The 18105-nt window shown below is 73.1% G+C and carries 19 protein-coding genes; 12 read left to right on the forward strand and 7 right to left on the reverse strand.

Annotated features, from left to right (window positions below; translation table 11 throughout):
• Positions 1 to 33 precede the first annotated feature (33 nt).
• The 5 genes from JFN87_RS06555 (at position 34) to JFN87_RS06575 (ending at position 5240) form a co-directional block, all read left to right on the forward strand.
• Positions 34 to 1605: an ABC transporter substrate-binding protein gene (locus JFN87_RS06555; RefSeq protein ID WP_209338938.1), complete on the forward strand. Its 1572-nt coding sequence runs from the start codon at positions 34 to 36 to the stop codon at positions 1603 to 1605.
• Positions 1602 to 2615, forward strand: a complete 1014-nt coding sequence (locus JFN87_RS06560; protein ID WP_209338939.1) for an ABC transporter permease — start codon at positions 1602 to 1604, stop codon at positions 2613 to 2615. The genes JFN87_RS06555 and JFN87_RS06560 overlap by 4 nt, the downstream gene beginning before the upstream one ends.
• 68 nt (positions 2616 to 2683) lie before the next feature.
• The gene (locus tag JFN87_RS06565) at positions 2684 to 3529 is read left to right on the forward strand and encodes an ABC transporter permease (protein WP_307865332.1); all 846 of its coding nucleotides are present in this window, start codon (positions 2684 to 2686) and stop codon (positions 3527 to 3529) included.
• Positions 3526 to 4380 carry an ATP-binding cassette domain-containing protein gene (locus JFN87_RS06570; RefSeq protein ID WP_209338941.1) on the forward strand — a complete coding sequence of 285 codons (855 nt, stop codon included), beginning with the start codon at positions 3526 to 3528 and terminating at the stop codon, positions 4378 to 4380. The genes JFN87_RS06565 and JFN87_RS06570 overlap by 4 nt, the downstream gene beginning before the upstream one ends.
• On the forward strand, positions 4377 to 5240 hold the full coding sequence (locus JFN87_RS06575) for an ATP-binding cassette domain-containing protein (protein WP_209338942.1): 864 nt from the start codon (positions 4377 to 4379) through the stop codon (positions 5238 to 5240). The genes JFN87_RS06570 and JFN87_RS06575 overlap by 4 nt, the downstream gene beginning before the upstream one ends.
• Positions 5241 to 5454: 214 nt before the next feature.
• Here JFN87_RS06575 and JFN87_RS06580 read toward each other — a convergent pair whose 3' ends face one another.
• Positions 5455 to 6411: an ROK family protein gene (locus tag JFN87_RS06580; RefSeq protein WP_209338943.1), complete on the reverse strand. Its 957-nt coding sequence runs from the start codon at positions 6409 to 6411 to the stop codon at positions 5455 to 5457.
• A gap of 57 nt (positions 6412 to 6468) precedes the next feature.
• Here JFN87_RS06580 and JFN87_RS06585 point away from each other — a divergent pair, with 57 nt between their 5' ends.
• Together JFN87_RS06585 and JFN87_RS06590 are read left to right on the forward strand one after the other, a co-directional pair.
• Positions 6469 to 7287 carry a creatininase family protein gene (locus JFN87_RS06585; protein WP_209338944.1) on the forward strand — a complete coding sequence of 273 codons (819 nt, stop codon included), beginning with the start codon at positions 6469 to 6471 and terminating at the stop codon, positions 7285 to 7287.
• Positions 7274 to 8401, forward strand: coding sequence for a mandelate racemase/muconate lactonizing enzyme family protein (locus JFN87_RS06590; RefSeq protein WP_209338945.1), 1128 nt, complete (start codon positions 7274 to 7276; stop codon positions 8399 to 8401). Before JFN87_RS06585 ends, JFN87_RS06590 begins: the two co-directional genes overlap by 14 nt.
• Before the next feature lie 40 nt (positions 8402 to 8441).
• Here the strand turns inward: JFN87_RS06590 and JFN87_RS06595 are convergent, their stop codons facing one another.
• Positions 8442 to 8783 carry a MazG-like family protein gene (locus JFN87_RS06595; protein ID WP_209338946.1) on the reverse strand — a complete coding sequence of 114 codons (342 nt, stop codon included), beginning with the start codon at positions 8781 to 8783 and terminating at the stop codon, positions 8442 to 8444.
• Positions 8784 to 8837: 54 nt separating this feature from the next.
• Between JFN87_RS06595 and JFN87_RS06600 the strand changes: the two genes are divergently transcribed.
• Complete coding sequence (locus tag JFN87_RS06600; RefSeq protein ID WP_209338947.1) at positions 8838 to 9779, forward strand: D-2-hydroxyacid dehydrogenase family protein; 942 nt, start codon at positions 8838 to 8840, stop codon at positions 9777 to 9779.
• A gap of 60 nt (positions 9780 to 9839) precedes the next feature.
• Here the strand turns inward: JFN87_RS06600 and JFN87_RS06605 are convergent, their stop codons facing one another.
• Together JFN87_RS06605 and JFN87_RS06610 are read right to left on the reverse strand one after the other, a co-directional pair.
• Positions 9840 to 10604, reverse strand: a complete 765-nt coding sequence (locus tag JFN87_RS06605; RefSeq protein ID WP_209338948.1) for an SDR family oxidoreductase — start codon at positions 10602 to 10604, stop codon at positions 9840 to 9842.
• 80 nt (positions 10605 to 10684) lie between these two features.
• Positions 10685 to 11668, reverse strand: a complete 984-nt coding sequence (locus JFN87_RS06610; protein WP_209338958.1) for a Gfo/Idh/MocA family protein — start codon at positions 11666 to 11668, stop codon at positions 10685 to 10687.
• Between the two features lie 94 nt (positions 11669 to 11762).
• Here JFN87_RS06610 and JFN87_RS06615 point away from each other — a divergent pair, with 94 nt between their 5' ends.
• Positions 11763 to 13175, forward strand: a complete 1413-nt coding sequence (locus JFN87_RS06615; protein WP_209338949.1) for a multidrug effflux MFS transporter — start codon at positions 11763 to 11765, stop codon at positions 13173 to 13175.
• A 60-nt stretch (positions 13176 to 13235) separates the two neighbouring features.
• Complete coding sequence (locus JFN87_RS06620) at positions 13236 to 14051, forward strand: site-2 protease family protein (protein WP_209338950.1); 816 nt, start codon at positions 13236 to 13238, stop codon at positions 14049 to 14051.
• Between the two features lie 2 nt (positions 14052 to 14053).
• On the opposite strand, the gene JFN87_RS06625 is transcribed toward JFN87_RS06620, so the two are convergent.
• The 3 genes from JFN87_RS06625 to npdG all read right to left on the reverse strand — a co-directional run bounded on the left by JFN87_RS06625 (position 14054) and on the right by npdG (position 15793).
• Positions 14054 to 14659 carry a hypothetical protein gene (locus tag JFN87_RS06625; RefSeq protein ID WP_209338951.1) on the reverse strand — a complete coding sequence of 202 codons (606 nt, stop codon included), beginning with the start codon at positions 14657 to 14659 and terminating at the stop codon, positions 14054 to 14056.
• Between the two features lie 90 nt (positions 14660 to 14749).
• Positions 14750 to 14935, reverse strand: coding sequence for a hypothetical protein (locus tag JFN87_RS06630; RefSeq protein ID WP_209338952.1), 186 nt, complete (start codon positions 14933 to 14935; stop codon positions 14750 to 14752).
• A 120-nt stretch (positions 14936 to 15055) separates the two neighbouring features.
• A complete protein-coding gene (npdG, locus tag JFN87_RS06635) occupies positions 15056 to 15793 on the reverse strand; it encodes an NADPH-dependent F420 reductase (RefSeq protein WP_209338953.1) in 738 nt (245 codons plus the stop codon).
• Between the two features lie 79 nt (positions 15794 to 15872).
• On the opposite strand from npdG, the gene JFN87_RS06640 reads away from it, so the two are divergent.
• Positions 15873 to 16628 carry a hypothetical protein gene (locus tag JFN87_RS06640; protein ID WP_209338954.1) on the forward strand — a complete coding sequence of 252 codons (756 nt, stop codon included), beginning with the start codon at positions 15873 to 15875 and terminating at the stop codon, positions 16626 to 16628.
• Between the two features lie 61 nt (positions 16629 to 16689).
• Positions 16690 to 17901, forward strand: coding sequence for an MFS transporter (locus JFN87_RS06645; RefSeq protein WP_307865331.1), 1212 nt, complete (start codon positions 16690 to 16692; stop codon positions 17899 to 17901).
• Positions 17902 to 18105: the final 204 nt, after the last annotated feature.

Below are 18105 nucleotides of genomic sequence, written 5' to 3' on the forward strand. Positions count from 1 at the left end.
GCATTCCATCTGACGGAACGGATGTGCTGTTCAATGGAACGAATACGGCCGGGACGTGCGCGCCGCGACGGGCCGCCCCGTCGCGACGTGCTGCGCCTCGGGGCCCTCCTCGCGCCGGCGCTCGCCGCGCCCGCCCTGCTCACCGCCTGCGGCGCCGACCCCGCGAGCCGTGTCGGCAACGTCCTGCGGGTCTCCCAGACCGGCGACCCGAAGACGATGGACCCGCAGAAGCAGGGCGACATGACGTCGATGAACGCCCTGATCAACATGTTCGACACGCTCACCACGCGGGGCCCCGACGGCAGGCTGCACCCGCGGCTCGCCCTGACGTGGAAGGTCGTCTCCCCGCTCACCTGGCGCTTCACACTCAGGCCCGGCGTCACCTTCCACAACGGCGAGCCGTGCGACGCCGCCGCCGTCAAGTTCTCCATCGAGCGACTGCTCGATCCCGCCACCAAGTCGCCCATCGTCGAACTGCGGTACGTCAAAGGCGTGTCCGTCGTCGACAAGCACACCGTCGACCTGCACACCTCACTGCACGACCCGATCATTCCCGAGAAGGTCTCCCTCTTCGGCGGTGTCGTCGTGCCACCCCGCTACCTCGCCCGCGTCGGCGACCACGGCTTCGCACAACACCCCGTCGGCACAGGCCCGTTCACGTTCGCCGAATGGCAGCGCGACCACCAGCTGCGCATGAAGGCGTACGCACACCACTGGGCCGGACGCCCGGACGTCGACGAACTCGTCTTCAGCCCGGCGCCCAACGCGTCGTCCTCGCTCGCCGCCCTGCAGAGCGGCGGCGTGGACCTCGTCACCGGCCTCACCCCGGACGCGGCCCAGCAGCTGGACGGGTACACCGGCGTCTCCCTCGACAGCTACACCGGCATCCGCACCTCCTACCTCTCCCTCAACACACTCGACAAGGGGCCGCTGCACGACAAGCGCGTGCGCCAGGCGCTCAACCACGCCGTGGACGTGCCCCTGCTCATCAAGGCCGTGCTCGGCGGCAAGGCCACCGAGGTGCCCGCGATGATCCCGCGCGGCGCCTTCGGCTTCGACCCGGACGTCAAGCCCTTCACCCGCTCCGTCGCCACCGCACGCAGGCTGCTGGCCGAGGCGGGCTACCCGCACGGCTTCACCACCCGGCTCACCGCGTCCAACATCGACTCCAACGTCGCCGAGGCCGTCTCCGGGCTCCTCGCCCGCGCCGGCGTCGACGCCAAGGTCGACCTGATCGACCCCGGCACCTACTCGGACCGGCTGACCTCGAACGACCACGGAGCCCTGGGCCCCATGTACCTCGCCGCGAGCACCGTGTGGACCCTGGACGGCGAGTCCATGCTCCAGTCCAACGTGCGCAGCGACCGCAGGCAGAGCCGCTGGCACAACAAGGAGGCCGACCACCTCGTCGACGTGGAGGAACTCGCCGTCTCGCCGGACGAGCGCCGCCGCGCCTTCTCCGCGCTCCAGCGGCTGATCCAGGACGAGGCGCCCTTCGTGCCGCTCTACCAGATCGACAACATCTACGCCCGCAACCGGCGCCCGCACTGGAAGCCGGGCCCCGCGGGCGTCTTGAAGATGGCGAGCGCGGAGGTGTCCCGATGACGGACGTGACACTGAGCCCCGCCCCCTCCGCGGGGCAGCCGGGCAGCACCGGGCCAGGGGCCGCCGCGCGGCGCGGCGGCGGGGGCCGCGTCCTGCGCATGGTGCTCACCCGCGTCGGCACCGCCCTGCTGGTACTGCTGTGCACAGCAACCGTGTCGTTCTTCCTCGTACGGCTCTCCGGCGACCCCGTCAAGCTGCTGCTGCCGCCCGACGCCACCGCGCACCAGGAAGCCACACTCCGCGCGAGCCTCGGGCTCGACCGGCCCCTGATCACCCAGTACCTGGACTACCTGTGGGGCCTGCCGCGCTTCGACTTCGGCAACTCCCTCTTCTACAACGAGCCCGTCAGCCGCGTGCTGGCCGACCGGCTGCCCGCCACCCTCGAACTCGCCGCCGGAGCCATCGTGGTGACCCTCGGCGTCGCCGTGCCCGCAGGCATCGTCGCGGCGATGCGGCGCGGCCGGGCAGCCGACCGCGGTGTGATGACGGGCGTCCTGCTCGGCCAGTCCACACCGCCGTTCTGGGTCGGCATCCTGCTCATCCTCGTCTTCGCCGTCGGACTGCACGCGCTGCCGGCCTCCGGCTACGGCACGTTCGCCAACCTGGTGCTGCCGTCCGTCACACTCGCCGTCTACTCCGTCGCCGTCGTCGCGAGACTGCTGCGATCGTCGCTGATCGACGTGCTCTCCTCGGACCACATACGCACCGCACGGGCCAAGGGATTCGGACCCTTGAAGATCATCTTCGTGCACGCGCTGCGCAACGCCTCCCTCCCCGTGATCACTGTGGTCGGCCTCGAAGTGGGCAGCCTGCTCGGCGGCGCCATCCTCACCGAACAGGTCTTCTCCTGGCCGGGCGTGGGGCAGCTGACCATCGAGGCCATCTCCAACCGCGACTTCCCGCTCGTGCAGGCCACCGTCATGTTCTTCGCCGCGGTGTTCGTCGTGGTGAACCTGCTCGTCGACCTCTCCTACAGCCTCCTCGACCCGAGAGTGAGGACGTCCCGTTGACCGCCACCTCCGCATCGGCCACCACCGCGCCACCGCAGCGGCGGGCAGGATCGCGCAGCACGAGGGCCATCGCCGTACGCGCCCTGCTGCACAACAAGCTCGCCGTCGCCGCGCTCGCCGTCCTCGCGCTCATGCTGATCGCCGCCCTGTTCGCGCCGCTCATCGCCCCGGACGACCCCAACGCGCAGGACCTCCTCACCCGGCTGCGTCCCCCCGCCTGGGAGCACGGCGGCAGCAGCGCACACCTCCTCGGCACCGACCAGCTCGGTCGCGACATGCTCTCCCGCGTCATCTACGGCTCCCGCGTGTCGCTGCTCGTGGGCGCCAGCGCGGCGCTGCTCGCCGGTGTGATCGGCACCGCGGTCGGGCTCGCGTCCGGATACCTCGGCGGCTGGCTCGACAAGGTGCTGATGCGCCTCGCCGACGTCCAACTCGCCTTCCCCGCCATCCTGCTGGCGCTCGCCATCGTCGGCTTCCTCGGCTCGGGCCTGTGGTACGTGATCCTCGTGCTCGGCTTCACCGGCTGGGTGTCGTACGCTCGCGTCGTACGCTCCGAGGTGCTGTCGCTGCGCACGCGCGACTTCGTCACCGAGGCGCGCGCGATCGGTGTGACCGACGCGGGCATCATGCGCCGCCACCTGCTGCCCAACGTCATGGCGCCGCTCGCCACGATCGGCACCCTGCACGTGGCCGCGGCCATCGTCGCCGAGGCGTCCCTCAGCTACCTCGGCCTCGGCGTGCCGAAGGAGACCGTCACCTGGGGCTCCATGCTCGCCGACGGCCAGCTCTACCTGGGCACGTCCTGGTGGGTCGCGGTCTTCCCCGGCGTGGCCCTGATGCTCACCTCGCTCGCCGTCAACATCACTGGAGACGCCCTGCGGGACGTCGCGGACCCGAAGGCGTACCGCCGATGACACCCACACCGAATCCGGGACACGCCCAGACACCGAAGTCCGCGCCGCGCGCCGAACCCGTCCTGTCCGTCGAGGACCTGAGCGTCGACTTCCGGCTCGACGGCGGCGTCGTGCACGCGGTGCGCGGCGTCAGCTGGCAGGTGGCCGCGGGCGAGACGCTCGCCGTGGTGGGGGAGTCGGGCAGCGGCAAGACCGCGAGCGCCCTGTCCGTGCTGCGGCTCAACCCGGAGCCGCCCTGCGTCTACACGGGCGGCCGCATCCTCTTCGAGGGCGACGACCTGCTGTCCTGCACGGACAAGCGGCTCGGACGCGTCAGGGGCAGCGCGGTGTCCATGGTCTTCCAGGACCCCATGACGAGCCTCGACCCGCTGCAACGCGTGGGCACGCAGGTCGCCGAGGTGCTCAGGCACCACCGCGGTGTGTCGCGCGCCGAGGCGCGGGACGCCGCCGTCGCCGCGCTCGACGAGGTCGGCGTCCCGGACGCCGAACGCCGCTACCGCCAGTACCCGCACGAGCTGTCGGGCGGGCTGCGGCAGCGCGTGATGATCGCCGCCGCGCTCGTCGGCCGGCCCCGCGTGCTGATCGCCGACGAGCCGACGACCGCGCTCGACGTCACCGTGCAGCGCCAGATCCTCGACCTGCTCGTCGCGCTGCGGACGCGGCACGGCATGGCCGTCGTCCTCATCACGCACGACCTGGGCGTCGTCGCGCAGACGGCCGACCGGGTCGCCGTGATGAACCAGGGCGAGATCGTCGAGAGCGGAGACGTCCTCGACGTGTTCGAGCGGCCCGAGGACCCCTACACACGGCGGCTGCTCGCGGCCACGCCGCGATTGGAGCGCACGGCATGAGCGGCGGCACGAGCGATGGCACGAGCGGCGTTCCCCTGCTGGAACTCAAGGGCCTGCACAAGGAGTTCGGCGGCGGCCGGCGCGGGCACAGGGTCGCGGCGGTGTGCGACGTGTCGCTGGCCGTGCACGAGGGCGAGACACTCGCGCTCGTGGGCGAGTCGGGATGCGGCAAGACCACACTGACCCGGCTGCTGCTGCGGCTCACCGAGCCGACGGCCGGCACGGTGTCGTACGACGGACGCGACCTGGCGACCCTGCCGCCCGGCGAACTGCGGCGCATGCGGCGCGAGATGCAGGTCGTCCTGCAGGACCCGTACTCCAGCATGAACCCGCGGCTGCGGGTCGCCGACATCGTCGCGGAACCGCTCGTCACCCACGACCCGGCGATGCGCGGACGGCGCGGCGGCGCGCGCGCCAGGCTCCGCGAGCGCGTGGGTGACCTGCTCGACTCCGTGGGTCTCGACGCCGGGATCCAGGACCGCTACCCGCACGAGTTCTCCGGCGGGCAGCGCCAGCGCATCTCCATCGCGCGCGCCCTGGCACTCGCGCCGCGCCTCGTGGTGCTGGACGAGCCGACGAGCGCGCTCGACGTGTCCGTCCAGGCCTCCGTGCTCGACCTGCTCGCCCGCCTCCAGCGCGAGCACGGCCTGACGTACGTGTTCGTGTCGCACAACCTCGCGGTGGTGCGCCAGGTCGCCGACCGGGTGGCCGTGATGCGGGCGGGGCGGCTCGTGGAGGTGGGGGACGCGGCGGAGGTGTTCCGGTCGCCCCGGCACGCCTACACCAGGGAACTGCTGGCAGCGGTCCCCGACCCCGACCCGCGCGCGGCCCGCAGGCGCAGGGGGGTGGTCGCCGGATGAGGCGGGCACACAGGCGGGGCCGTGTGGCGGGGCCTCCGCCGAACGCTCGCCCAGCGCGCCGCCCTCCGGGCGGAGGCGAAGGGCATCCGAGCTGCCGTGTCCCCCGCAGGACCGATCTCCTCTGCCGGCGGCGAACGTCGATGAAGCCGGAACCCGGCGTGGCGCCTGGCAGCGGTGCGGACCGGCGCCTGACGCCCTCGGGCAGGAGAGGGCGTCACAGGTGCGAGAGCACCAGCCCCGCGCCGCCCAGCAGGGCCACGTCGTCCACCGCGGCCTCGCTGACCACCACGCGCGGCAGCTCCGCGCCCGACGCCGCCACGTCCCGCCGCAGGCGCGTCTCCAGCAGCGCGCGGAAGTGCTCGCCGCCCTCCTTCGCCTCCCCGTGCAGCACGAACAGGCCGGGCGCGAACAACTGCTGCACGTTGACGAGCCCGAGCACCAGGTTCTCCGCGTACTCCGCGACGAGCCGCCCCGCGCGCTCGTCGCCGTCCGGCACCAGCGAGCCCAGCGTGCGGTCCGCGCCGAGCCCGAGCGCGGCGGCGCGCGCCCTGAGCCACCGCGTCGTCGCCACCGTCTTCCAGCACCCCGTGGAACCACACGTGCAGGGCTCGCCGCCCGCCGTCACCGTCATGTGCGCGCCGCTGCGGCCGCCAGGGGGCGCCAGCACCTCGCCGTCGTACAGGATCCCGACGCCCAGCACCTCGCCCGTCGACACCGACGCGAACGTCCGCCTGCCGCGGCCCGCGCCGAACCACCGGTCACCGAGCACCTGCAGCCGCGCCCGGTGCTCCACGCGCACCGGCGCGCCCGTCAGCGCGGCAAGGCGCTCCGTCACCGGGTACCCGTGCAGCGCCGGTACGTCGTTGACCTCGACGATCAGGCCCGCGGCCGGATCCACGATGCCCGCGGCCGCCACACCGATCCCGGTCGGCGCGTGCCCGGCGAACACACCGGCCACCTCGGCCAGCGCCGAGTCCACGGCGCCCCGGCCCGGCGCGTCGGGCGCGTACGCGGTCTCGGCACGCGCCAGCACCTCGCCGGACACACCGAGCACCGCGGCCCGCACCCGGCCGGGCACGAGCTCGACCGCGCCGAGCGTCCTGACCGGCGCGGACGCCGGCGACTCGTCCCGGGGCCCCACCAACCGCAACCGCGTACCTCTCTGCGCCATGCGCCGAACTCTGCCACGTCACCGTTTCCTGGAGACAGCACTGTGAGCCAACGAAAAATGTCCGAGCTGTCCGAGCTGACCTGGCGCGAGGTGCGCGCCGCGGGCGACGGCGGCATCGCCGTGCTGCCCATCGGCTCCCAGGAGCAGCACGCCGCCCACCTGCCGCTCGGCACCGACACCCTCCTCGCACAGGCCGTGCTGGCCCGGGCGCTCGCGATCCTCGCGGACAAGGAGTCCGCGGACGGGGACGAGGCCGGGGACATCGTCACCCTGCCCGCCCTGCCGTACGGGCACAGCCCGCACCACCTTTTCGCCGCCGCCGTCTCGCTCTCCGCCGCGACCCTCACGGCCGTGCTCGACGACATCCTCGCCTCCCTCGTCACGAGCGGCTGCCGCCGGATCATGGTCGTCAACGGGCACGGCGGCAACGACGAGATCATGCGGCTCGCCGTCAAGCGCTTCGCGCTGCGGCCTCAGAGCGAGGGCGTCACGGTCGCCGCCTGCTCGTACTGGACGGTCACCGACACCCCCGAAGGCACCTCGGCCGAGCGGCCCGCCGTCACCCCCGGCCACGCCGGATGGTTCGAGACCTCGCTCATGCTCGCCGCGCACCCCGGCCTCGTCCGCGCCCCCGTACCGGCCCGCACCCCGGTCGAGCCGCCACCCCTGTTCGACAACCCGCCGTACCCCGGGCTCACCACCGAGCGCCACGGCGAGTGGGCCCGCGTCGGCGGGTCCACCGACGACGCGTCCCGCGCCGACGCGGACACCGGGCGCCTGCTGCTCGACGCCCGCGCCCGCGGTCTGGCGAAGGCCATCGCGGCCTTCGACGCCGCCACCCGCCCCGCACACAAGGAGTCCCATGAAGATCACTGACGTCGACGTGCAGGTCGTCAACCTCCCCCTCGTCAACCCGTTCACCAGCTCGTTCGAGACGAAGACGGGGGAGACCCGCACGGTGGTGCGCGTGCGCACCGACGACGGCGTCGAGGGCTGGGGCGAGACGATGTGGGGCAGGCCGGTCGCCGCCATCGTCGAGTCGATCGCCGAAGACCTCATCGGCACCAGTCCGTTCGGCCTGGAGGCGTTCCACCGCAAGCAGCACATGGTGCCGTTCTTCTACGGCTACCTCGGCTACGCGGCGATCGCCGCCCTCGACGTCGCCTGCTGGGACGTCATGGGCAAGGCCACAGGACAGTCGGTCACCGACCTGCTCGGCGGCCCGGTGCGCGACGAGGTGCCCATCACCGCCCTGATCACCCGCGCCGACGCGCCAGGCGCGAGCGCCGCCGCGCTCCCCGCCGAGCTCGCCCGGCACGCGGAACGCGTCGTCGCCGAGGGCGGCTTCCGCGCCGTCAAGCTCAAGGGCACCACGGACGTCGACGGCGACGTGGCGATCCTGCGCGCCCTGCGCGCCGCGCTGCCCGACGTGCAGCTGCGCGTGGACCCGAACGCCGCATGGTCCGTGCCCGACTCGGTCCGCGCGGGCATCGCGCTCGAAGAGCTCGACCTGGAGTACCTGGAGGACCCCTGCACGGGCATCGAGGGGATGAGCCAGGTGCGCTCACGCGTCCGCATACCGCTGTGCACCAACATGTGCGTCGTGCGGTTCGAGGAGTTCGCGCCCGCGATGCGCCTCGGCGCCGTCGACGTCATCCACGGCGACGTCTACAAGTGGGGCGGCATCGCCGCCACCAAGGCGCTCGCCGCGCACTGCGAGACCTTCGGGCTCGGCATGAACCTGCACAGCGGCGGCGAACTGGGCATCGCCACCGCCGCGCACCTCGCGGTCGTCGCGTCCACGCCGGTGCTCTCGCGCGCCATCGACTCCATGTACTACCTGCACGCGGACGACATCATCGAGCCGCTCCACCTCGCCGGCGGCAGGCTCCGCGTACCGACGGGGCCGGGGCTCGGCGTCACGGTCGACAAGGACAAGCTGCGCCACTACGCGGCGGTCAACGCCCGCGAGGGCGACCTCACTGGCTGACTCCCGCGCCCGCCGTGGCGGGGCCGAGCGCGCCGGCCCGTCACGAGCGGGCGCGGTCGTCCACCCGGCGCAGGTGGCCCGCGAACACCCGCTCCGCGTCCGGCGTCAGCGTGCGCAGTGCGACCATCGCCGTCACGATCACGTCGCACAACTCGGCCTGCACGTCGTCCCAGCTGTGCGTGACGCCCTTGCGCGGGTTCTGGCCCGTGGCGCCGATGACGGCCGCCGCGACCTCGCCCGTCTCCTCCGACAGCTTCAGCAGCCGCAGCAGCCGCTCCTGCTCCGCGGGCAGCGCCGAGCGCTCGTCCAGCCACGCGTGCAGCCGCTCGACGGTGGTCCAGGGGGCGCCGGGCCGCGGTGCTGCCTCTTCCTCGTGCTTCATGCCGGAAGTGTGGCACCGTGGCCGGGCCGAAAACCCTGCGGGTAGTTTCGGCCCATGAGGATCGCAATTCTGGACGACTACCAGCACGTCGCGCTCGGCTTCGCCGACTGGGACTCGCTCGGCGCCGACATCGAGACCTTCCACGAGCCCTTCGCCGACGAGGACGCGATCGTGCGCCGGCTCGCCGGGTTCGACGTCGTCGTGGCGATGCGCGAGCGCACCCCGCTGCCCGCCCGGGTGCTGCGCCGCCTGACCGATCTGCGGCTGCTCGTCACCACGGGCGGGGGCAACCGCTCCATCGACATCCCGGTGGCCGGCGAACTCGGCATCACCGTCTGCCACACCGGCTACATGTCCCACCCCACCGCCGAACTGACCTGGGCGCTCATCCTCGCCGCCGTGCGCGGGCTGCCCGCCGAGAACCGCTCCGTGCGCGACGGCGGCTGGCAGACCGGGGTCGGCGGCGACCTGCACGGCAGGACGCTCGGGCTGCTCGGCCTCGGCCGCCTCGGGTCGCGCGTCGCGGCGATCGGCCAGGCCTTCGGCATGGAGACCATCGCCTGGAGCCGGAACCTGACGCAGGAGAAGGCCGCGGAGCACGGCGTGCGGGCGGTCGGCAAGGACGAGCTGTTCGCGTCCGCCGACGTGGTGTCGATCCACCTCGTGCTCAGCGAGCGCAGCAGGGGCCTCGTCGGCGCGGCCGAACTCGCCGCGATGAAGCCGACCGCGCTGCTCGTCAACACCTCGCGCGGGCCCATCGTCGACGAGTACGCGCTGCTCGCCGCGTTGCGCGAGCACCGCATCGGCGGGGCCGCGCTCGACGTGTTCGCGCAGGAGCCGCTGCCCGCCCGCCACCCCCTGCGCGGCCTGGACAACGCGCTCCTGACGCCCCACGTCGGCTACGTCACGCGCGACACCTACGAGGTGTTCTACCGCGACGCGGTCGAGGACATCGCCGCGTGGGCCGCGGGCGAGCCCGTGCGGGTGCTGACCTGACGAGCCGCCGGGCGCCGTGTGCCGGCCTGCGTCCGGCCCCGGCGGGCCGCCCCGCCCCGCTCAGCCCCGTCCGACGAACGGCATCGCCGTCGCGAGGACGGTGGCGAACTGGACATTCGCCTCAAGCGGTAGCTCGGCCATGTGCCGCACGGTCCGCGCGACGTCCGCCACGTCCATGACCGGCTCGGGCACGACACGGCCGTCCGCCTGCTCCACGCCCTGCCGCATCCGCTCCGTCATGTCGGTGGCCGCGTTGCCGATGTCGATCTGCCCGCAGGCGATCCGGTACGGCCTGCCGTCCAGCGACAGCGACTTGGTCAGGCCCGTCAGCGCGTGCTTCGTCGCCGTGTAGGGGGCGGAGGACGGGCGGGGCGCGTGCGCGGAGACGGAACCGTTGTTGATGATGCGCCCGCCCCGCGGGTCCTGCGCCTTCATGCGGCGGAACGCGGCCTGGGCGCAGAGGAAGGCGCCCGTGAGGTTGGTGTCGACGACCTTCTGCCAGGCGGAGAGGGGGAGTTCGTCGAACGGGACGCCGCCGGGGCCGAACGTGCCCGCGTTGTTGAAGAGCAGGTCGAGGCGCGGCCGGAACGCGGCGGCCTCGCGGAAGAGGCGCTCGACGTCGCCGGCGCGCGAGACGTCGGCGGCGACGCAGAGGACGCCGGCGCCCTCGATGCCCGCCCCGGTCTCCTCCAGGGCGGGCAGCCGCCGGCCGGCGAGCACGAGGTCCCAGCCGGCGGCGCCCAGCTCACGGGCGACCGCACGGCCGATCCCGGATCCGGCACCGGTCAGCAGCGCGACGGGCGGTGTACGGGGTGGCTGAGTCATGCGGCGAGGCTATGCCCTGCGGGCCGGCGCGGACCCGTCAGCGGGCGGTGCCGGACCCGCCGGCCGGCTTGCGCTGCCCGTCAGCGGGGCGCGTCCTGCGGGTAGTGGACGCCGATGCGCGCGCGCACCGCGTCCAGCGTGCGCATCACCGCCAGCGTCCCCGACAGCGGCACCAGGGACGACTCCAGCGCGCCCGCCGCCAGGCAGGACGCCACCTCGGCGGCCTCGTGCTGCATGCCGTGCAGGGGGGACGCCACCGTCACCACCTCGGGCTCCGCGACGCCCTCGCGGTGCAGGACGAACGAGCCGGGCGCGAAGAAGCCCGACGGCACGTCGATCCGGCCCCGCGTCCCCGTCACCGTCGCCCGCGTGCCCGAATGGCCCTCGATGCCGCACGTCAGCGCCGCCACCGCGCCGCCCTCCCAGCCGAGCAGCATGCCCGTGTTGAGGTCCACGCCCTCGGGCGACAGGTGCGCGTCCGCCTGGATGCGCTCCGGCTCGCCCAGCAGCAACTGGGCGAACGAGACCGGATACACGCCCAGGTCGAGCAGCGCGCCCCCGCCGAGCTTCGGGTCCCGCATGCGGTGGCCGGCGGGGAACGGCCCGGCGATCCCGAAGTCAGCCTGAATGGACCGGACTTCGCCGATCACGCCGTCCCGCACCAGCTCCACGAGGCGCCGCACCACCGGGTCGCAGTACGTCCACATCGCCTCCATCAGGAAGAGCCCGCGCTCGCGCGCCAGCGCGACCAGCTCCCGTGCCTCCCGCGCGTTCAGCGTGAACGGCTTCTCGCACAGCACCGGCTTTCCCGCATCGAGCGCCTCGGCCGCGGCCGCCAGGTGACCGGAGTGCGGCGTTGCGACATACACCACATCCACGTCCGCGTCCGCGAACATCTCCGTCCGGTTTCCGTACGCGCGCGGGACGCCGAACCGGTCGGCGAACGCGCGCGCCGACGCCTCCGCGCGCGACGCCACCGCCACGACCTGCGCGTCCTCCATCTCCTGCACGTCCCGCGTGAACCGCTCCGCTATCCCGCCCGTCGCCACCACGCCCCAACGCAGCACCGTCCCGCCTCCTCGTCCCCGGTTTTCCCGGTCGTCCGCGACCACTGAGTGCTGCGAGCATATGGAACGACACCACGACCAAGGAGAAGAGATGTCGGCCGGCGGCCCAACCGTCCACGCGCAGCCCGAGCCCCCAAGTCCCCGTCCCCTCACCGATCCCGTGCCCGCCCGCAGGGCCGGGCTCCTCGTCACCCTCGTACTCGGCGGGCTCACCGCCCTCCCGCCGCTCTCCACCGACATGTACCTCCCGGCGCTCCCCGCCGTGACGAAGTCCCTGCACGCGCCCGCCGCCACCGTCCAGATCACGCTCACCGCCTGCCTCATCGGCATGGCGCTCGGCCAGATCGTCATCGGCCCGATGAGCGACCGGTGGGGCAGGCGCAGGCCCCTGCTCGCCGGCATGACGGTGTACGTGGCGGCGAGCGTCGTCTGCGCCCTCGCGCCCAACGCCGAACTCCTCATCGCCGTACGCCTGATACAGGGCCTCGCGGGCGCCGCGGGTATCGTCATCGCGCGTGCCGTGGTCCGCGACCTGTACGACGGCGTGGCCATGGCCCGGTTCTTCTCCAGCCTCATGCTGGTCTCGGGCGTCGCGCCGATCGCCGCACCCGTGATCGGCGGCCAACTGCTGCGCTTCACCGACTGGCGCGGCGTCTTCGTGGTGATCACCGTCGTCGGCACGGTGCTGACGCTCGTCGCCGCCAAGTGGCTCCACGAGACCCTGCCGCCCGAGCGGCGCCACAGCGGGGGAGTCGGCCACACACTGCACACCATGCGCGGTCTGCTCGCCGACCGCGCGTTCAGCGGCTACCTGCTGACGGGGACGCTCGCGTTCACCGCGCTGTTCGCGTACGTGTCCGCCTCGCCGTTCGTCATGCAGGTCATCTACGGCGCCTCGCCGCAGACCTACAGCGTCCTGTTCGGGATCAACGCGATCGGCTCGGTCGGAGTGGGCCAGCTCAACGGGCGCGTACTGGTCGGCCGGTTCAGCATGCACAAGATCATGGCGGGCGGGCTCGCCGTCATCACCACCGCGTCCGTGGCGCTGCTGCTGATGACGGCAGGCGCCTTCGGGCACGTCGGCCTCGCGCCCGTCGCCGCCGGCCTCTTCGTGCTGATGACGGGCATGGGCCTGGTCAACGCCAACGCGAACACGCTCGGCCTGATGCGGGCCTCGCACGCGGCCGGCTCTGCCTCGGCGCTGCTGGGCACCTCGTCGTTCCTCGTCGGGTCCCTCGCCTCGCCGCTGGTCGGCATCGGCGGCGAGCACACGGCGCTGCCGATGGCGCTCGTCCAGGTCGTCTGCTCGCTCGGCGCCGCCACCTGCTTCGTCACGCTCGTACGGCCCTGGCGGCGCGCCACGGCTCAGGCCGTGCCCACGGCGCCGGTGGCCGCGGGCGGGCGCGCGCCGGCGGGTGGCGCACGCGAGCAAGGCGCACGCGAGCAAGGCGCCCGAAAGCAAGACGCACGCGAGCCAGGCGCTCGCGCACACCGCGGCGTGTGATGTCCGCGGGACCCAGTACGGTGCACGTGTATCGACGTGCACCGTACTGGGGGAGCCCGCATGAGCAGCGTCACCACCACGCCGAAGGGCGACCGGCGGGTCAGCCCCGTGTTCCTCGGCATCGCCGCCGTCATGGCGGTCTCCGGCTATGCCGTGTGGAAGGGGTTCTCGGACAGCGCGGCCTTCGCCGTGTTCCTCTTCGTGGTGTCCGCGTGGGTCGTCTCGCTGTGCCTGCACGAGTACGCGCACGCGCGCACCGCGCTGCACAGCGGCGACATCACCATCGGCGCCAAGGGCTACCTCACGCTGAACCCGCTCAAGTACACGCACGCCCTGCTGAGCATCGTGCTGCCGGTCGTGTTCGTCATCCTCGGCGGCATCGGCCTGCCCGGCGGGGCCGTCTACATCGAGCGCGACCGGGTGCGCGGCCGCTGGCGGCACAGCCTGATCTCGGCCGCGGGCCCGCTGACGAACGCGCTGTTCGCCCTGGTGTGCGCGATGCCGTTCTGGCTCTTCGGCCTCGGCGGCGTGCCGCTGGCGTTCAGGCAGGCCCTCGCCTTCCTGGTGTTCCTGCAGGTCTCGGCGACCCTGCTGAACCTCGTCCCCGTCCCGGGGCTCGACGGGTACGGCGTGATCGAGCCGTGGCTGTCACAGCGCATCCGCCGCCAGATCGCGCCGTTCGCGCCGTTCGGCCTGATCGCCGTCTTCGTCGTGCTGTACCAGGGCACGGTCAACAACGCCTTCTTCGACCTGATCTACGCCATCCTCGGCCACCTCGGCGTGGACCAGAACTCCATCTACTGTGGGCAGGACCTGTTCCGCTTCTGGTCCACGCAGGACCCGAGGTGCTCGGTCGCGGCCTTCTTCGGCCCCTGACGTCAGCAGGCGCCGCGCGTCGCCCTGGCGTTCAGGTGGTAGGTGTCGAGGCCGTCCGTGGACGAGGAGCCCGGGTCGCTCCCGTCCGGCACGGCGAAGTCCTCGTCGGCGCCAGGGGTGACGGTGACCGTCAGGCAGGCCGGGTGCTTGCCGTGGTCGCTGATCGTGTACAGCGCCCCGGCGACGCTCTCGTCGTCGGCGATGTCGCCGCCGCCGGTGCTGCCGTCGCCTGACGCGTCGGCCACCTCGATCTTCAGGCTGCCGGGCCCGTTCTGCTGCTTCTCGGCACGGTAGAGGGAGTCCGTCACCGAACTTCGCCAGCTGAGCAGGTCGTTGCCCCCGTCGACGTCGAACGCGGCGTCCCGCGCGACCTGCTGGATCTCGTCGTCCGTCCAGTTCTCGTCGTCGTGCACATGGACGGACGCGATCAGCCAGCCGATCGCGCTCAGCGTGCACAGCACGAGGATCACCCTGCGGACCTGCAGCGCGGCCTGCGAGGTCCGCACGCTCGACGCCACCTCGGGCTGCCAGGACTGCGCTCGCCACAGCTGCCGCTGCGTGTGGACCGCCAGCGCGACGACGAACGCGAGCACCAGCGAACTGGCCACGATGGAAAACACGACGCCCCCGTATATCTCTGCCTTTTTGTCGTGGTCACCGCAACCGTATCGGGGGGCGCGGGGCGGTCGCCCCGCGGGTCAGCGCTGCTGTGACGTGGCCGTCGCCATCCGTGCGCGCCGTACGTAGTACCAGGCCATGTTGGAGGAGAGCCCGGCCAGCAGGACCCAGATGATCCCGAGCCAGCTGCCCTGGACGAAGGAGAGCACGGCCGCGGCGACGGCGAGCACGCAGACGGCGACGGCGTAGAGGGCGAGGCGGGGCATGGGGTTCTGCTCCTGTCGGGACGGCGTGACGGTGTCCCCCCAGTCTCCCCCATGGGGGAGCGCGCCCCGTGCCCGCCTCCGCGTCCGTGCGGGACGCGGAGGCGGTTGCGGAGGCCGCCGTCAGACGTCGGTGACGCGCAGCCCCGCGTGCGCCTTGTAGCGGCGGTTGACGGAGACCAGGTTCGCGACCAGCGACTCCACCTGGTGCGCGTTGCGCAGCCGGCCGGCGAAGACGCCCCGCATGCCGGCGATGCGGCCGGCCAGCGCCTGCACGACGTCCGTGTCCGCGCGGGACTCACCGAGCACCATCACGTCCGTGTCGATCCGGTCGATCTCCGGGTCCTGGAGCAGCACGGCCGACAGGTGGTGGAAGGCGGCCGTCACCCTCGACTCCGGCAGCAGCGCCGCGGCCTGCTGCGCCGCGCTGCCCTCCTCGGGCGTCAGCGCGTACGCGCCCTTCTTGTCGAAGCCCAGCGGGTTGACGCAGTCCACGACGAGCTTGCCCGCGAGCTCGTCCCTGAGGGATTCGAGGGTCTTCGCGTGGCCCTCCCACGGCACGGCGACGATCACCACGTCACTGCGGCTCGCGCAGTCGGCGTTCTCCGCGCCCTCGACCCCGTCGCCCAGCTCCTCGGCCGCCGACCTGGCGCGCTCCTGCGACCGCGAACCGATGATCACCCGCTGCCCGGCGCGGGCGAACCGGTGGGCGAGCCCCCTGCCCTGGTCGCCCGTGCCGCCGAGCACGCCGACGACGAGCCCCGACACGTCGGGCAGCTCCCAGGGGTCCTTGGCGGGCGCCTTGGCCGCGGTCTTCCCCGGCTCGCCGGAGGGTGAGGGAGTGGCAGAAGTAGAAGTCATGGGTCCCACCTTTCCCTTTCGGGTGAGGTGTCCGCCACTCCCGGACGTGTGGCGTGGTTATCGGGCAGGATGCGGGCCCATGGATGCCGTACGTGTCGCCCTGCTGCGGGAGGTACTCGCCGGTACCCGCTGGCCCTCCGAGGCCCGCGGTTTCGCCGGTGCGCTGCGCTCGTGCGTCGTGCCGCAGGGCGGCGGTCTGCTGCTCGTCGGCACGCGCGCGTACGAGCCGTGGCACCTGGCGGCCCATCTCGTCGACGAGGCGGCGTGGTCGGGCCAGTCCGAGCTGGCGCCGACGCTCGTACGGCACGAGGTGCCCTACGGCGCGCCCGCGCACCTCACGGTGGGCCTCGGGCGCCTGGAGGGCGCGGGGCGCGGCGAGACGCTGCTGGTGGTCGCGCCGGGGGCGGCGGACGATGGCCTGCTCGAACGGGTCCACGGCGCGCGTCGCGCGGGTGCGACGGTGTTCTCGCTGGACGGCGGCGACCCGGAGATGCACGCGCTGGCCCACGAGGTGCTGACGGTGGCGTGCACGGCCGGACCGCCACGGCTGCCGGCGCAGCCACGGGCGGCGGCAGGCCCCGGCCGCCCGGCGGATCCACCGGCCGGCACGGGGGAGGCCTCCGGTACGGAGGCGTCAGGCGGTGCGGGGGAGCGCGGCGGTGCCGGTGCGCCCGTCGATGTGGGCTTCGATGTGGACTTCGACACAGTGCAGCATCTGGTGAGCGCCGCCGCGGGGGAGTCCGCGCTGCCCGCCGCCCGCGGCAGGCGCCGCTTCAGGGATCGGCTCTCCCTGCTCGCCGACCACCTCACCGCGCCGCCTCCCGCCCGCTGGTGACGGTGAGAGCACCCGGCAGACGGTTGTCCTCTGCACGTACGAGCGCCGAACATGACACCTCGTGCCGCACCCCTCGTTCCCCCGCCCCCTGCGCCGTGTCTCCCGCAGGGCCCTCGCGGTCCTGCCCGACCTGACGCCGCTGCGCACCCTGCGCGACTTCCGCCTGCTCTGGTTCCAGGGGCTCGTGACGTCGTTCGGCAGCTCGATGACGATGGTCGCGCTGCCCCTGCAGATCAAGGAGCTGACCGGCTCGCCGTTCGCCGTGGGGGCGATGGGCGGCGTCGAACTGGTGCCGCTGATCGTCTTCGGCCTGTACGGGGGCGCGCTGGCGGACGCCGTCGACCGGCGCAGGGTCATCCTGTTCTCCGAGGCGGGGCTCGGCGTGCTCGCCGTTGCCCTGCTGGCCAACTCGCTGCTGCCGCGTCCGGCGCTGTGGCCGCTGTATGTGGTCGCGGCCGGGGTGTCGGCGCTGTCCGGGCTGCAGCAGCCCGCCCTCGGCTCGCTGATCGCGCGGATCGTGCCGCACGACCGGCTGACGGCGGCCTCGGCGCTCAACTTCATGCGGGGCCAGCTCGCCGCCGTGGTCGGCCCCTCGCTCGCGGGCGTCGTCGTGACGTACGTGGGGCTGCCGGTGGCGTACACGGTGACCGTCGTCGGCTTCCTGCTCACCGTCCCGATGTGCCTGCGGCTGGCGCCCGCGCCGCCGCTCCGCGAGACGTCGCGTCCTTCGCTGCGCAGCGTCGTGGAGGGCGCCAGGTACGCGTGGAGCAAGCCGGTGCTGCTCGGCACGTACGCGATGGACGTGGCGGCGATGTTCTTCGCCTACCCGGTGACGCTGTTCCCGTTCCTCGCGGACGAGCTCGGCGCCAAGTGGGCGCTCGGGCTGATGTACGGCGCGATCCCGTTCGGTTCGATGCTGGTGACCGGCACCAGCGGGTGGGCGGCGCGGAGCAGGCGGCACGGCCGCATGGTCGCGATCGGGGCCGGGAGCTGGGGGCTCGCCATGGCCGCGGCCGGGCTGATGTCCAACGTCTGGCTGGTCCTCGTGTGCCTGGCGGTCGCGGGCGGCGGTGACATGGTCAGCGGCCTGGCGCGGCACACGATCTGGGACCAGACGGTCCCCGACGAGTTGCGCGGCAGGCTCGCGGGCATAGAGGTGCTGTCGTACAGCTGCGGCCCGCAGCTCGGCCAGGTGCGGGCGGGGACGACCGCCGGCATCACGGGCACGCGCCCGGCGATCTGGGGCGGCGGCTTCGCGTGCGTCCTGTCATGACCTAGATCGGAAGAGCTCACGTCTGTACTTCTGTCTCCGATGTATCTGGTATGCCGTCTTTTGCTTGTAATAAAAGGGGGGGGGGGGGGGGGGGGGGGGGGGGGGGGGGGGGGAGGGGGGGGGGGGAGCAGGCGGGGGGGGGGGGGGGGGGGGGGGGGGGGAGGTGGGGGGGGGGGGGGGGGGGGGGGGGGGGGGGGGGGGCGC

This window comes from Streptomyces montanisoli (assembly GCF_017813245.1).
GTDB lineage: Bacteria > Actinomycetota > Actinomycetes > Streptomycetales > Streptomycetaceae > Streptomyces > Streptomyces montanisoli.

Coding starts and splice junctions, on each gene's coding strand:
- JFN87_RS06585 (WP_209338944.1), top strand. CDS start 6,469: ATGTCCGAGCTGTCCGAGCTGACCTGGCGCGAGGTGCGCGCCGCGGGC.
- JFN87_RS06595 (WP_209338946.1), bottom strand. CDS start 8,783: ATGAAGCACGAGGAAGAGGCAGCACCGCGGCCCGGCGCCCCCTGGACC.
- JFN87_RS06580 (WP_209338943.1), bottom strand. CDS start 6,411: ATGGCGCAGAGAGGTACGCGGTTGCGGTTGGTGGGGCCCCGGGACGAG.
- npdG (WP_209338953.1), bottom strand. CDS start 15,793: ATGACTTCTACTTCTGCCACTCCCTCACCCTCCGGCGAGCCGGGGAAG.
- JFN87_RS06605 (WP_209338948.1), bottom strand. CDS start 10,604: ATGACTCAGCCACCCCGTACACCGCCCGTCGCGCTGCTGACCGGTGCC.
- JFN87_RS06570 (WP_209338941.1), top strand. CDS start 3,526: ATGACACCCACACCGAATCCGGGACACGCCCAGACACCGAAGTCCGCG.
- JFN87_RS06590 (WP_209338945.1), top strand. CDS start 7,274: ATGAAGATCACTGACGTCGACGTGCAGGTCGTCAACCTCCCCCTCGTC.
- JFN87_RS06555 (WP_209338938.1), top strand. CDS start 34: ATGGAACGAATACGGCCGGGACGTGCGCGCCGCGACGGGCCGCCCCGT.
- JFN87_RS06575 (WP_209338942.1), top strand. CDS start 4,377: ATGAGCGGCGGCACGAGCGATGGCACGAGCGGCGTTCCCCTGCTGGAA.
- JFN87_RS06615 (WP_209338949.1), top strand. CDS start 11,763: ATGTCGGCCGGCGGCCCAACCGTCCACGCGCAGCCCGAGCCCCCAAGT.
- JFN87_RS06640 (WP_209338954.1), top strand. CDS start 15,873: ATGGATGCCGTACGTGTCGCCCTGCTGCGGGAGGTACTCGCCGGTACC.
- JFN87_RS06620 (WP_209338950.1), top strand. CDS start 13,236: ATGAGCAGCGTCACCACCACGCCGAAGGGCGACCGGCGGGTCAGCCCC.
- JFN87_RS06630 (WP_209338952.1), bottom strand. CDS start 14,935: ATGCCCCGCCTCGCCCTCTACGCCGTCGCCGTCTGCGTGCTCGCCGTC.
- JFN87_RS06600 (WP_209338947.1), top strand. CDS start 8,838: ATGAGGATCGCAATTCTGGACGACTACCAGCACGTCGCGCTCGGCTTC.
- JFN87_RS06560 (WP_209338939.1), top strand. CDS start 1,602: ATGACGGACGTGACACTGAGCCCCGCCCCCTCCGCGGGGCAGCCGGGC.